This window comes from Azospirillum sp. Marseille-Q6669, from assembly GCF_965111635.1.
In genome coordinates this window covers 208,698-220,639 of the sequence record NZ_CBCOOP010000001.1, presented here as the reverse complement: position 1 = coordinate 220,639, position 11,942 = coordinate 208,698, and the positions used below count along the sequence as shown (strand labels likewise).

Genomic DNA, 11,942 nt, shown 5'->3' with positions numbered 1-11,942 from the left:
CTATCGGCGGCGCAGGAATCGCACAAGCAGAACGCTCATCAGGATCGTCCCGAACAGCCGCAGCGTCTGCAAAGTGAGGATGAAGGGCACGTCGGCGGCGCTGCCCAGCGCCACCACCGTCACCGAATCCAGCCCGCCGGGGCTGGTCGCCAGATAGGCGGTCAGCGGGTCCTTGCCGGTCAGCGTGACCAGCAGCCAGGCCGAGCCGAGCGACATCGCCACCAGACCGAAGGTGGACAGCAGCATCAGCGGCACCGACGCCACCAGATCGCGCAGCAGCTCCCGCCGGAAGCGCAGGCCGGTCGTCCAGCCGATGATCGTGAAGGCGACGGCGATCAGCCAGGACGGCGAGTCCAGCACCACCAGCCCGGTCATGTTGAGCGTGCCGCCGAGCAGGATCGGCCCCAGCAGCGCGCCCGCCGGAAGCCGCGTCACGGTGCCGGCCCAGCCGCCGGCCAGCGCGACCGCCACCAGCGCCAGCGTCGAGGCGACGGAGGCGGACGGCGCGGGAACAGCGCCAGGAGCGGCGATCGGGACCGGAACGCTGCCCAGCACGAAATGGCAGACGAGCGAGGCCAGGACGACCACCACGATCACCCGCAGATACTGCATGACCGCGACGAAGCGCGGGTCGCCGCCGAAATCGCCGGCCATGGCGATCATCGCCGGGGCGGCGCCCGGCATGGTCCCCCACAAGGCGGTGCCGCCGGGAAAGCGGCCCGACCGCTCCAGCAGCCAGCCGACCAGCACCGCGCCGGCCAGCATCGTGGACAGCGCCATCAGCATGGGGAACCAGTGCAGCGCCACGTCGTGCAGGATGGTCACGTCCATGGACCGGGCGACGACGCCCCCCGTCAGCGCCTGGGCCAGCCAGGAGAAGCGCTTGGGCAGCTCGATGGAGGCGCCGCGCACCCCCAGCAGGATCGCCGCCGCCATCGGGCCGAGCAGCGTCGCGCCGGGAAGGCCGGCCACCATGAACAGGGCCGTGAACAGGAGGGTCGACCCCACCAGCAGGCACCACTGGAGGGGATTGGAAAGGGACATCATGTCGGCAGATTGCTCAGGGGCGCGCCCGCCGGTCGGCCGCGGGCGCGCCACCGCTCCATACAGTTCAGATGGACAGTTCGGATGGGGTCAGGGACGGAGGAACGGGATCAGGCGGCCACGGCCTCGGCCTGCTTCTCGACGTAGGCCATCACCTCCGCCACCGGCAGGACGTCGCCGTACTTGGCGTTCATGTCGAACAGGGCTGAATCGTGCGGGGACTGGTGGCGGTCGCCCACGCATTCGGCGGGGACGATGACGCGGAAGCCGTGGGACACCGCGTCCACCGCCGTCGCCCGCACGCAGCCGCTGGTCGAGCAGCCGGTGAGGATCACCGTGTCGCACTCCATCACGCGCAGCATGGTGCTGAGCGGCGTGCCGAAGAAGGCGGAGGAATGGTGCTTGACCAGCACGACGTCCTGCGGCTCCGGCGTCACGCGGGCGTCGAACTCGGCCAGCGGGTTGTCGGCGGTGAAGGCGCGCAACGCCGGGATCTTCTTGACGAACATGCCGCCTTCGGTCCCGGCCGCGTCATAGACGACCTTGGTGTAGATGACCGGCAGGCCGGCGCGGCGGGCGGCGGCGTAGAGCGGCACGCTGGCGATCGTCGCGTCCACCACACCCTGCCCGAAGAAGGGGGCGCCGGGCTGGGTGTAGAAGTCGATGAAGTCGATGGAGATGATGGCGGCCTTCCGCCCGAAGCCGATCCGGTTCTGGAAGACGCCGGAATAGTTGTCCTTGAGTTCGTCGGTGACGCTGAACATGGGGTGATCCTTAAGCCGATTGCAGGGGGATGGTGCGGATGGGCGGATAGCCGATGTCCTGAAGGACCGCCGCGGCGACCTCGGACCGTGTCTCCGGCGTTTCGGGGAAATGGCAGGCGACTTGATCGGCGCCGCCGCAGGCTTTCAACGCGGGCTGGTCGATCAGGCAGGCGCGCGGCAGCAGGGCGTCGCCGCTGCGCTCGGTGGGCACGCTGCCCGCCGCCGCGACCAGCCGCGCCCGGTAGCAGCGCGGGTGGAAACGGCAGCCCGGCGGCACGTTGGTGGCCGAGCCGATCTCGCCCATCGTCACCGAGGTGCGGCGGCGGTTGCGCATCCGCACTTCGGCGATGGGCACCGCCGCCAGCAGCGAGACGGTGTAGGGGTGCAGCGGCCGGCGGTAGAGGTTGTCGCGCTCCGCCATCTCCACGACCTTGCCGAGATACATCACGGCGATGCGGTGGCTGACGTGACGGACCACCGCCAGATCGTGGGCGATGAACAGGTAGGACAGCCCGCGCTCCCGCTGGATGCGCTGGAGCAGGTTGATGATCTGCGCCTGGATCGACACGTCGAGCGCCGACACCGGCTCGTCCAGCACCAGGATCTTGGGGTCGAGCGTCAGGGCGCGGGCGATGCCGATGCGCTGGCGCTGGCCGCCGGAGAACTGGTGCGGGTAGCGGTCGGCGTGCGAGGGGTCGAGCCCGACGAGGCTCATCACCCCGGCGACCTTCTGCGGCCCATCGCCGTCCCACAGCCCGTGAACCTTCAGCGGCTCGGCGATGCTCTGGCCAATGGTGACGCGGGGGTCGAGCGATCCGTAGGGGTCCTGGAAGACCATCTGGATGTCGCGCCGCATCGCTTGCATCTCGGCCTTCGACACGCCGGTCACGTCGCGCCCGTCGACCAGAAGCCGCCCGCTGGTCGGCTCGACCAGCCGCAGGGCGAGGCGGCCCAGCGTGCTCTTGCCGCTGCCGCTTTCCCCAACGAGGCCGAGGGTTTCGCCGGCGCGGATGGTCAGCGACACGCCGTCCACCGCCCGCACCGCTTTGCCGGCCTTCTTGAACAGGCCGCCGCGGCGGGTGAAGACGCGGGTGGCGTCGACGAGTTCCAGAGCCGGAGGCGGTGCGGAGAGGGTGTCGCTCATCGGATGGCCTCCTTCCGGTCGGGCAGGTCTTCGTGGAAACAGGCGCTGCGGTGGCCGGAGCGGTCGCCGGCCAGCGGCAGCGGCCGCCGGGTGCAGCAGTCCGCCCGCCCGCGGCCGACCGTGCAGCGCGGCTCGAAGGCGCAGCCCGGCGGCAGGCGGGCGACGTTGGGCGGCTGGCCCTCGATGGCCGGAAGCTCTTCGTCCACCGGGCCGTCGAGGCGGGGGATGCTGCGGAACAGCGCGCGGGTGTAGGGGTGGCGGGGCTTGGTGAAGACCTCCTCCATGGAGCCGGTCTCGACCAGCCGCCCGGCGTACATCACCGCCACGTCGTCGGCGTATCTGGCGACCAGCCCGAGGTCGTGGGTGATGAGGACCAGCGCCATGCCGGTCTCCGCCTGGAGGTCGGCGAGCAGGTCGAGGATCTGCGCCTGCACCGTCACGTCGAGCGCCGTGGTCGGCTCGTCGGCGATCAGGATCTTCGGCGACAGGGCGATGGCCATGGCGATCAGCACGCGCTGGCGCTGCCCGCCGCTGAGCTGGTGCGGGTAGTCGTCCACCCGCCGCGCCGGGTCGGGGATCTGGACGCGGGCCAGCAGTTCGATGGCGCGGGCGCGGGCGGCGGAGCGGCCGATGCGCTGGTGGGCCCGCAGCACCTCGACGATCTGCTCGCCGATGGTGAAGACGGGGTTCAGCGCGGTCAGCGGGTCCTGGAAGATCATCGAAATGACCGCCCCGCGCAGGCGGCGCAGCCGCTCCGGCGGCTGGTGCAGGATGTCGGCGCCGTCGATCCGCACCTCCCCGCGGCGGACGCGGCCCGGCGCCGCGACGAGGCCGAGCGCCGACAGGAAGGTCATCGACTTGCCCGACCCGGACTCGCCGACCACCGCCAGCGTGCCGCCGGCCCGCACGGCGAGCGACACGCCGTCGATGACGGTGACCGGTCCGTCGTCGCCGGGAAAGACCGTGGTCAGGTCGCGCAGCTCCAGCGCGACCGGGCGGGGAGCCGTGGCGGGGGCGACGGGAGCCACCGGCGCCACTGGGTGAAGGTTCGGCATGGCCTTGTTTGGCATGGGGGGCGTCCTCACAGCACACGCCCCGACGAACGGCGCATCTGCGGGTCGAGCGTGTCGCGCAGGCCGTCCCCCAGCAGGTTCAGGGCGACCACCATCACCGCGATGCAGATCCCCGCCGACAGCGAGATCAGCGGGTTGGAGGCCAGGAAGCTCTGCCCGTCGGCGATGACGTTGCCCCAGGTCGGGGCCGGCGGCTGGACGCCGAGGCCGAGGAAGCTCAGGCCCGCTTCGGCCAGGATGGCGGTTGCGGCGCTGACCGTGGCGACCACGATCACCGGCGGCAGGCTGTTCGGCACGACGTGCAGGAACAGCAGCCGCATCGTGCCCATGCCAATGGCCCGCGACGCCTCGACGTAGGTGCGCGGCTTGATGGTCAGCACGACCGCCCGCATCACCGCGGCGACCCGCGGCGTGAAGGCCAGCGCCACGGCGATGATGACGGATTCCAGTGAGGAGCCGCGGGCCGCCACCAGCGCCAGCGCCAGCAGGAAGCCGGGGAAGGCCAGCAGGATGTCGATGATCGAGACGGTCACCCGCTCGACCCAGCCGCCGAAGAAGCCGGCGACGGCGCCGATCACTATCCCCAGCGACAGCGACAGCGCCATCACCGCGACGGCGACCTGGAGAGAGATGCGGGTGCCCCAGATCAGGCGGGACAGCACGTCGCGCCCGAACTGGTCGGTGCCCAGGAGATGAGCCGCCGAGGGCGGGGCCAGCGTGTTGGCGAGGTCGGTCTCAAGCGGCGACATCGGGGCGATCCACGGGGCCGCCACCGCCACGATCAGCAGCAGGGTCAGCAGGATCACGCCGATCAGGAAGCCCGGATGGCGGAAGTAGCGCATCAGGGACGACCGCCGCGCCGAAGCGGAGGCGGAGAGGGTTGCTGTGGCTGCCATGGGGTCACCGTGTAGACAGGCGCGGATCGACCAGCCCGTAGGCGAGGTCGAGCAGGCTGTTGACGAGGACGACGGCGACGGCCAGCACCAGCACGCCCGCCTGGACGAGCTGGTAGTCGCGGGCCGAGACCGCCTTCAGGATCATCGAGCCGATGCCGGGCCGGCTGAACACCACCTCGATCAGGATGGCGCTGCCCAGCGACCAGGCAAAGGTCACCCCGACGATGGCGAGGATCGGCACCAGCGCGTTCTTCAGCGCCAGCCGCCACACCACCCGGCGCTCCGGCACGCCCATCGCGCGGGCGACGCGGATGCAGTCCTGGCCCAGCACCTCCAGCATCGCCGAGCGGGTCAGGCGGGTGATGTAGGCCGCGACTGAGATGCCCAGCACGCCGGCCGGAAGCACCAGATGGTGCAGGTGGGTGAGGAACCCGCCGCCCGAGCTGGCCCCCAGCGCCGGGAACCATTTCAGCTCCTGCGAGAACAGCAGGACCGAGGCGAGGCCGAGCCAGAAGACCGGGAAGGAGATGCCGAACAGCGCGACGATCATGATCAGCATGTCGCTCCACGATCCCTGGCGCTCCGCCGTGAGGATGCCGAGCGGGATGCCGATCGCCACCGCCACCGCGAGGCCGGCGAAGGCCAGGATCGCGGAGTCGGGAAGGCTGAACAGGATCTCCTCCAGCGCCGGGCGGCCGGTGACCACCGACGACCCGAAATCCCCGGTGACGGCGCGCAGCACGTAGAGCCCGTACTGCACGTAGACCGGCTGGTCGAGCCCAAGCTGGGCGCGCAGCGTCGCCAGCGCCTCCTCGGTGGCGTAGTCGCCCAGCATGTACTGGGCGGGGTCGCCGGGGATCATCCGGACCAGGAAGAAGGTCACGGTCACGATGCCGAACACCGTGATCGCGAGCTGCGAGAGTTGGCGAAGAAGCCGGTCCATCGTCACGCCTCCAGCAGCGAGACCGGATAGGCGCTCATCGTGAACAGGGAGTTCTGGACGAAGCCCGAGACCTTCTTGGTGTGGGCGATGAACAGGTGGTCGGCGTAGAGCGGGATCACCGGCACGTCGCCCATCACCTTGGCCTGGATCTTCCCGTAGACCTCCTTGCGGGCGGCGTCGCCCTGGGCCTGCCGGGCGGCGGCGATCATGTCCTCGATGCCCTCGTAATGGGCGGTGTTGAGGCCCGGCGGGAAGGAGGGCTTGGCGAACAGCGACAGGATCGGGCTGTCCGGATCGGGGGCGCCGACGACGCCGGTGATGCAGGTTGGCACCGTGCCCTTGTTGCGCGCCTGGAGGTAGGCGCCGCGCTCCAGCACCTTGATCTTGGCGTCGATGCCCACGGCGGCGAGGTCGCTGGCGATCGGCACGACGATCTTGTCGTAGGGGTTGGCGCCCGGCGCCACGAGGTCCAGCGTGAAGGAACCCACCCCGGCCTCCTTGAGCAGCGCCTTGGCCTTCGCCGGGTCGTAGGGGAACAGCGGGACCTGATCGGTGAATTCCTGGAACGCCGGGGTGAGGAAACCGCTGGCCTCCGACTTGGTGCCCTTGAAGAAGCCGTCGATCAGCGCCTTGCGGTTGATGGCGTGGTAGATCGCCTGCCGTACCCGCACGTCGCCCAGCGGCTTGATCGAGGTGTTGAGCACGAGGTTGATCGTGTGGTTGGCGTCGCGGTCGTGCACGGTGACCAGACCGCCGCCCTTCAGCCGCTGGATGACCTCCGGCTGCTGCAGGCCGAAGAAGATGTCGATCTCGCCATTCTCCAGGGCGATGGCCGCCGCCGTCTCGTCCTTGATGACGCGGAACTGCACCTCCTCGACCTTGGGCGCGCCCGCGAAATAGTCCTTGTTGGCGGACAGCTTGACCTCGCGGCCCGGCGCCCAGTTCTGGAACACGAAGGGGCCGGTGCCGATGGGGTTGAGGGCGAAGGCCTTGTCGCCGATCTCGCCCAGCGCCTTGCGGCTGACGATCCAGCCCTGATTGAAGGCCGACACCTTGTGCAGGAAGCCGGAATTCGGCTCCTTCAGCGTGATGACCACCCGGTCGGGGGACGGCGTCTCGATGGACTTGATGGAGGCGAGCTGCCCGCTGTAGCTGCTGCCGGTCTGCGGGTCGAGCACGCGCTCGAACGAGAATTTCACGTCGTCGGAGGTGAAGGGGCCGAAGCCCTTGTGCCAGGTGACGCCGCTGCGCAGGGCGAAGCTGTAGACGGTGCCGTCGCCGGAGATGTCCCAGCCGGTGGCGAGGTCGGGGACGATGGCGTTGCTCGCCTCGTCATACTTGACCAGCCCGTTGAAGATCTGGGTGGCGACCGTCTGGTTCTCGATCTGGAAGATGCGGGCGGGATCCAGGTTGCCGATGTCGCTGCCGATGCGCACCCGCAGGACCGGCGGCGCCGCCGACGCCGGCAGAGGCCAGCCGCTGCCCGCCACCAGGGCGCCGGCGGCCAGCAAAGTGCCGAACTGGCGGCGGTTGACGCCGCTCCGTTCGATCCGGCCGGCCCGTTCCTTGCGATTGATCCCGTCCATAAGCCTGCTCCTCTGTGTCAAAGATTTTACGGGCAGCGCTGAGATTTGTCCGGTCTATTTTTGCACACAATCTGCGCTGGACCCTTATGCCCGACCAAATTCGCAGGAATCGTGCCACCCTGCGACAGGCTGTCGCAGTCCGCGTATAAATCATTTTAAATCAGCCGTTTAATGATGGATTTCGTGGCATTGCTTATGAATACAGCAATATGCATATCTGCGCAAAAGGCGGGCAGAGACGGGTTTGAAATGGTGAAACTATGGACTTTGAATGCAAAAAAACCTCGTTGTATGCTGGTTGGGCGCCCGTAATGCGGCGCAGCAGCGGAAGAAGGAACCTCCTGAAATGAGCGATCTTTCCATCTACGAGCGCCAGGGCATCGGCAAGCCGCTCGGCTTCGGTCGCAAGTGCGCCCTCCTCATCATCGACTTCCAGATCGGTTTCACGCGCGAGGACGCCTTCGGCGGCTTCAACATCAACAGCGCCATCACCGCCACGGGAAAGTTGCTCGGACATGTTCGTCCCTTGGGCATGCCGATCGCCCACGCCTGCTTCATCGCGCCGGAGGCTCCGGGCGGCATCGGCCCGTTCGGCGAGAAGATTCCGTCGCTGCTGACCCTGACCGCCGACTCGCCCGACGTCGCTTTCGCTCCGGAGGTCGCACCGCTGCCCAACGAGTTCATCGTGCGCAAGCAGCACGCCTCGGCCTTCTTCGGCACCGCCCTGTCGTCCTGGCTGCGGGCGAACGCGGTCGACACGCTGCTGGTCACCGGTTGCACGACCTCGGGCTGCGTGCGGGCCAGCGTGATCGACGCCTCTGCCCACGGGCTGCGCCCGATCATCGTGGAGGAGTGCGTCGGCGACCGGGCGGAGGAGCCGCACCGCGCCAACCTGTTCGACATGGGCAAGAAGTACGCCGACGTGATGCCGCTGGACACGGTCATCGCCCATCTGGCGATGGCGGACGCCGCCTGATCCGGCGGTTCCGTCCCTAAGCGCAACGAAGCGACTCAACAGGCCGTCGCCGGAGCAGTTCGTCCGAAGCCATCCGGCACGCGAGCGGAAAGCAGCAACGCATGTCCGAACTTTCGACAACGCATCCGGCCCGGTCCGGCGGCGGCAGCCCCTCCATGCCCGGCGTCAGCGAGGCGGAGACCCGCGCCCGCCTCACCCGCATCGAGAGCCTGAACCCGATCGTCAACGCCCTGCTGGCGGTGGACGCCGGCGGGGCGATCCACCGGGCGCGGGCGCAGGACGAGGCACGGGCGGCGGGCGACTGGCCCGGCCTGCTGGACGGGGTGACCGTCACCGTCAAGGACTGCTTCGAACTGGCCGGGGAGACGACCAGCTACGGCTCCTCCGAACGCTTCGCCCGGATGGGGCATCGGGACGCTCCGCTGATCCGCCGCCTGCGCGACGCCGGCGCCATCCTGGTCGGGCGCAACAACCTGTCCGAATTCTGCCTGGGCTCGACGAACCAGAACGAGCATCACGGCCCCTGCCGGAATCCCTGGGACACCGGGCGGGTGCCCGGCGGGTCGAGCGGCGGCTCGGCGGCCTCGGTTGCCGCCGGGCTGTGCCGGGTCTCCATCGGCACCGACACCGGCGGCTCCATCCGCATCCCGGCGGCGCTCTGCGGGGTGGTCGGGTTGCGGCCCAGCGTCGGCCGGGTGTCCAACGTCGGCATGATCCCGTGCAGCGTCGATTTCGACACCGTCGGCCTGCTGGCCTATTCGGTCGCCGACGTGGCGCGCGCCTTCGCCGCCATCGCCGGCTACGACCTGGAGGACCCCAATTCGGTCGACGTGCCGCTCGGCAATTTCCTGCCGGATTTGAAGGCGGGGATCGCCGGCAAACGCATCGGGCTTCCGCGCAACTTCTACTTCGACACCCTCCAGCCCGCGGTGGCGGAGCGGGTGCGCGCGGCGGCGACGGTGCTGGAGAGGGCCGGCGCCGTTCTGGTGGACATCACCATCGAGGACGCGGAGGTGGCACAGGCCCGCACCGCCTTCTCGCTGCTCGTCGCCGACATGGCGCAATACCACCTCGACAAGATGGAGACCGCCCCGGAGTCCATCGGGCCGGAGGTGCTGCGCCGCCTGCAGCTCGGCCTGCCGGTGAGCGGCGTGCAGTACGCGGAATCGCGGCGTTGGCTGGCCTCCTGGAAGCTGCGGTTCCGCACGCTGTTCGAGCGGGTGGACCTGATCCTCACCCCGACCACCCCCATCGTGGCCCCGCGCATTTACGACAGCGCCGACATGATCGAGGCGACGCGGGCGGTCAGCCGCTTCACCTACGGCTTCGGCGCGCTCGGCCTGCCCGCCATGTCGGTGCCCTGCGGCTTCGACGGCGACGGGATGCCGGTGGGCATGCAGATCGTCGGGCGCTGGTTCGACGAGCCCCTGGTCTTCCGCGCCGGGATGGCGTTCCAGGCGGTGACCGACCACCACCGCCAGCGCCCTGCCCTGCCCGCCTGACGTCTGACTCACCGAAAGGACCCGCCATGGAACCGTTCGAACTCACGGCCAGCGCGGCCGCCCACGCCATCCGCGACGGCCGCCTGACCAGCGAGGCGCTGATCCGCTCCTGCCTGGAGCGCATCACGGCCCGCGACGCGGAGGTGCGCGCCTGGATCACCGTCGATCCCGCCTTGGCGCTGGCCGCCGCGCGGGAGGCCGACAAGCGTCCCGCCGCCGGCCCGCTGCACGGCCTGCCCTTCGGCGTGAAGGACGTGATCGACACCGCCGACCTGCCGACCACCCAGAACTCGCCGATCTTCCAGGGCCACCGGCCCGCCCGCGACGCCGCCTGCGTGTCCATCGCGCGCAGCGCCGGGGGCATCCTGCTGGGCAAGACCGACACGGTGGAGTTCGCCTCCGGCGGGCGCAAGGCGGCGACGCGCAACCCGGTCAACCTCGCCCACACGCCGGGCGGCTCCTCCTCCGGGTCGGGGGCGGCGGTCGGCGACCGGCATGTGCCGCTGGCCTTCGGCACCCAGACCGGTGGCTCGCACATCCGTCCCGCCGCCTTCAACGGCATCTACGGTTTCAAGCCGACCTGGGGCGTGGTCAGCCGCGAGGGGATGAAGCACTACGCGGTGTCCCTCGACACGCTCGGCTGGTACGGGCGTTCGGTCGCGGACCTCGCGCTGATGGCCGAGGCGTTCCAACTGGAGGGCATGGGCGCGACTCCGCCGGTCACCCTGGCGGGCCTGCGCGTCGGGCTCTGCCGCTCCCCCGTCTGGTCGCGCATCGAGCCGGCGGGCGAGGCGGCGCTGTTGCTCGCTGCCCGGCGGCTTGAGGAGGCCGGAGCGGTGGTCGTACCCTTCGAGCTGCCGGACGCGTTCTCGACCCTGGCCGAGGTGCAGGACGTGATCCGCCGCGGCGAGGGGCGGGCCTCCTTCCTCGACCTTTACCTCAGCGACCGCCACCGGCTGCATCCCGAATTGGCCGACCATTGCGAGCACAACCACGGCATCACCGCACGCACCCTGACCGAGGCCTACGACGTCGCCGACAATTGCCGGCCGCGCTTCGCCGCCCTGTTCGAGTCCATCGACGTGATCCTGACCCCGCCCGCGCCGGGCGAAGCGCCGGAGGGGCTGCACAGCACGGGCGATCACATCTTCAATTCGATCTGGACGGTGCTGCACGTCCCCTGCCTCGCCATGCCCTGCGGCCGCGGGCCGCGCGGGCTTCCGGTGGGGGTCCAGCTGGTGGCGCCGCGTTTCCAGGACGCCGCCCTGCTGGCGATGGCCGAGGCGATGGCCCCGGTGGTCGACGTCTGAGAGCCGGCGAAATCCCCTCTCCCCGGAGGGGAGAGGGTTCATGAGGCGCGCATGCGATTGCCTGCCCTACTGCCATCCGTGACTTGAAACGACGCCGCGTCCCTCGGAAACTTTCCCGAACCGGGAGGGTTGGACGGATGCGGCGCCGCGGCCGGGCGCCCGAGGATCGGAGGAGAGGACGGATGAAGCTGGACGGGTCCTGCCACTGCGGCGCGGTGCGATTCTCGGTGGACGCCTACGCGCCGGCCCCCTACCTGCGCTGCTACTGCTCGATCTGCCGCAAGACGGCGGGCGGGGGCGGCTACGCCATCAATCTGGGGGCCAAGGCCGACACGCTGGCGGTGACGGGGGCGGAGCACATCACCGTCTTCCACGCCCGCATCGACGGGGAGGAAAGCCCCGGCGAGCGGCGCTTCTGCGCGCGCTGCGGCTCCGCCCTGTGGGTGAGCGACCCGCGCTGGCCGGAGCTGGTCCACCCCTTCGCCAGCGCAATCGACAGCCCCCTGCCGGAGGCGCCGGCCCACGTCCACATGATGCTGGGGTCGAAGGCCAACTGGGTCCCGGTCGAGGCGGGGCCGGGGGACGAGCGCAGCGACGACTACCCGCCGGAATCCCTGGAGGAGTGGCACCGTGCCCACGGGATGCTGGACAAAGGAAAGTCGGGCAGCGGGAAACCGGACGGCGGGGCGTGATCCCCGCCGTCC

General features: G+C 69.9%; 11 protein-coding genes. 4 read left to right on the top strand and 7 right to left on the bottom strand.

The window, feature by feature from the left end; genetic code table 11:
* From ACWPXE_RS00935 to ACWPXE_RS00905, 7 genes are all read right to left on the bottom strand, one after another.
* A complete protein-coding gene (locus ACWPXE_RS00935) occupies positions 1-1,047 on the bottom strand; it encodes an AbrB family transcriptional regulator (protein ID WP_454016297.1) in 1,047 nt (348 codons plus the stop codon).
* 107 nt (positions 1,048-1,154) lie between these two features.
* Positions 1,155-1,808, bottom strand: a complete 654-nt coding sequence (locus ACWPXE_RS00930) for an isochorismatase family protein (RefSeq protein WP_035680138.1) — start codon at positions 1,806-1,808, stop codon at positions 1,155-1,157.
* A 10-nt stretch (positions 1,809-1,818) separates the two neighbouring features.
* Positions 1,819-2,952 (bottom strand): ABC transporter ATP-binding protein, encoded by a 1,134-nt coding sequence (locus tag ACWPXE_RS00925; protein ID WP_454016296.1) that lies wholly within the window; start codon positions 2,950-2,952, stop codon positions 1,819-1,821.
* Complete coding sequence (locus ACWPXE_RS00920) at positions 2,949-4,022, bottom strand: ABC transporter ATP-binding protein (RefSeq protein ID WP_454016295.1); 1,074 nt, start codon at positions 4,020-4,022, stop codon at positions 2,949-2,951. The genes ACWPXE_RS00925 and ACWPXE_RS00920 overlap by 4 nt, the downstream gene beginning before the upstream one ends.
* Before the next feature lie 11 nt (positions 4,023-4,033).
* The gene (locus ACWPXE_RS00915; protein ID WP_454016294.1) at positions 4,034-4,921 is read right to left on the bottom strand and encodes an ABC transporter permease; all 888 of its coding nucleotides are present in this window, start codon (positions 4,919-4,921) and stop codon (positions 4,034-4,036) included.
* Positions 4,922-4,925: 4 nt separating this feature from the next.
* Complete coding sequence (locus ACWPXE_RS00910; protein WP_014242069.1) at positions 4,926-5,864, bottom strand: ABC transporter permease; 939 nt, start codon at positions 5,862-5,864, stop codon at positions 4,926-4,928.
* A gap of 2 nt (positions 5,865-5,866) precedes the next feature.
* Positions 5,867-7,450 carry an ABC transporter substrate-binding protein gene (locus ACWPXE_RS00905; protein ID WP_454016293.1) on the bottom strand — a complete coding sequence of 528 codons (1,584 nt, stop codon included), beginning with the start codon at positions 7,448-7,450 and terminating at the stop codon, positions 5,867-5,869.
* Positions 7,451-7,796: 346 nt separating this feature from the next.
* Between ACWPXE_RS00905 and ACWPXE_RS00900 the strand changes: the two genes are divergently transcribed.
* The 4 genes from ACWPXE_RS00900 to ACWPXE_RS00885 all read left to right on the top strand — a co-directional run bounded on the left by ACWPXE_RS00900 (position 7,797) and on the right by ACWPXE_RS00885 (position 11,930).
* Entirely contained in the window at positions 7,797-8,426 is a 630-nt protein-coding gene (locus ACWPXE_RS00900; protein ID WP_454016292.1) for an isochorismatase family protein, read from the top strand.
* 101 nt (positions 8,427-8,527) lie between these two features.
* Complete coding sequence (locus ACWPXE_RS00895; protein ID WP_454016291.1) at positions 8,528-9,928, top strand: amidase; 1,401 nt, start codon at positions 8,528-8,530, stop codon at positions 9,926-9,928.
* 26 nt (positions 9,929-9,954) lie between these two features.
* Positions 9,955-11,238: an amidase gene (locus tag ACWPXE_RS00890; protein ID WP_454016290.1), complete on the top strand. Its 1,284-nt coding sequence runs from the start codon at positions 9,955-9,957 to the stop codon at positions 11,236-11,238.
* 182 nt (positions 11,239-11,420) lie between these two features.
* Positions 11,421-11,930: a GFA family protein gene (locus ACWPXE_RS00885; protein WP_454016289.1), complete on the top strand. Its 510-nt coding sequence runs from the start codon at positions 11,421-11,423 to the stop codon at positions 11,928-11,930.
* Positions 11,931-11,942 lie beyond the last annotated feature (12 nt).

Bases quoted from the DNA above. Each gene is read 5' to 3' on its own strand.
- ACWPXE_RS00890 (WP_454016290.1), top strand. From the start codon at position 9,955: ATGGAACCGTTCGAACTCACGGCCAGCGCGGCCGCCCACGCCATCCGC.
- ACWPXE_RS00915 (WP_454016294.1), bottom strand. From the start codon at position 4,921: ATGGCAGCCACAGCAACCCTCTCCGCCTCCGCTTCGGCGCGGCGGTCG.
- ACWPXE_RS00895 (WP_454016291.1), top strand. From the start codon at position 8,528: ATGTCCGAACTTTCGACAACGCATCCGGCCCGGTCCGGCGGCGGCAGC.
- ACWPXE_RS00930 (WP_035680138.1), bottom strand. From the start codon at position 1,808: ATGTTCAGCGTCACCGACGAACTCAAGGACAACTATTCCGGCGTCTTC.
- ACWPXE_RS00920 (WP_454016295.1), bottom strand. From the start codon at position 4,022: ATGCCAAACAAGGCCATGCCGAACCTTCACCCAGTGGCGCCGGTGGCT.
- ACWPXE_RS00905 (WP_454016293.1), bottom strand. From the start codon at position 7,450: ATGGACGGGATCAATCGCAAGGAACGGGCCGGCCGGATCGAACGGAGC.
- ACWPXE_RS00885 (WP_454016289.1), top strand. From the start codon at position 11,421: ATGAAGCTGGACGGGTCCTGCCACTGCGGCGCGGTGCGATTCTCGGTG.
- ACWPXE_RS00935 (WP_454016297.1), bottom strand. From the start codon at position 1,047: ATGATGTCCCTTTCCAATCCCCTCCAGTGGTGCCTGCTGGTGGGGTCG.
- ACWPXE_RS00900 (WP_454016292.1), top strand. From the start codon at position 7,797: ATGAGCGATCTTTCCATCTACGAGCGCCAGGGCATCGGCAAGCCGCTC.
- ACWPXE_RS00910 (WP_014242069.1), bottom strand. From the start codon at position 5,864: ATGGACCGGCTTCTTCGCCAACTCTCGCAGCTCGCGATCACGGTGTTC.
- ACWPXE_RS00925 (WP_454016296.1), bottom strand. From the start codon at position 2,952: ATGAGCGACACCCTCTCCGCACCGCCTCCGGCTCTGGAACTCGTCGAC.